We start from the raw sequence: 474 nt of genomic DNA, 5'->3' as shown, positions 1-474 counted from the left end.
TTAATGACAATTAATAGTGAAATTCAACAATTATCGAGCCATTTACAGCATAAAAAAGATGATTTAACTGTCAAACAGGCAGAGTTATTAAAAATTCAGAAAGAATTAGATCGTAAAAAAGCTGCACGCATTGAATTGTTTGGTGAACAAACTGTGGAAGAAGCCGAAGCGCAGTTGACAGCACAATTACAAACATTGGAAGTGAAAGAAGCCACAANAAGTGAAAGAAGCCACAACTAAAGAAGCGCATCAATTAGCCCAGCAAAAATTATTATTAATAGAGCAGAGTATTCTGCAATTAACAGAACTGATTGAGAAAATTCAGACTGAATTAAACACTTTGAATTCTGCATTTGTGGCAAGTTTGAATCAGCATCAATTTATGAATGAATCGGCATTTTTATCAGCACGATTGCCCAATGATATCCGTGAACAATTAAGCAATGAAGCAAAGCAATTAGAACAAAAAGAGAT

The 474-nt window shown here is 33.8% G+C and carries 1 protein-coding gene; it reads left to right on the top strand.

Features of this window, described 5'->3' with window-relative positions:
- Nucleotides 1–220 precede the first annotated feature (220 nt).
- Nucleotides 221–474: hypothetical protein (locus BZK16_RS14000; RefSeq protein WP_143691217.1), on the top strand; the 254-nt coding region annotated here is incomplete at its 3' end.

The organism is Wohlfahrtiimonas populi (assembly GCF_002006795.1).
Lineage (GTDB): Bacteria > Pseudomonadota > Gammaproteobacteria > Cardiobacteriales > Wohlfahrtiimonadaceae > Wohlfahrtiimonas > Wohlfahrtiimonas populi.
The sequence above is the reverse complement of the archived record's forward strand: the minus strand, read 5'-3'. Positions and strand labels throughout refer to the sequence as shown.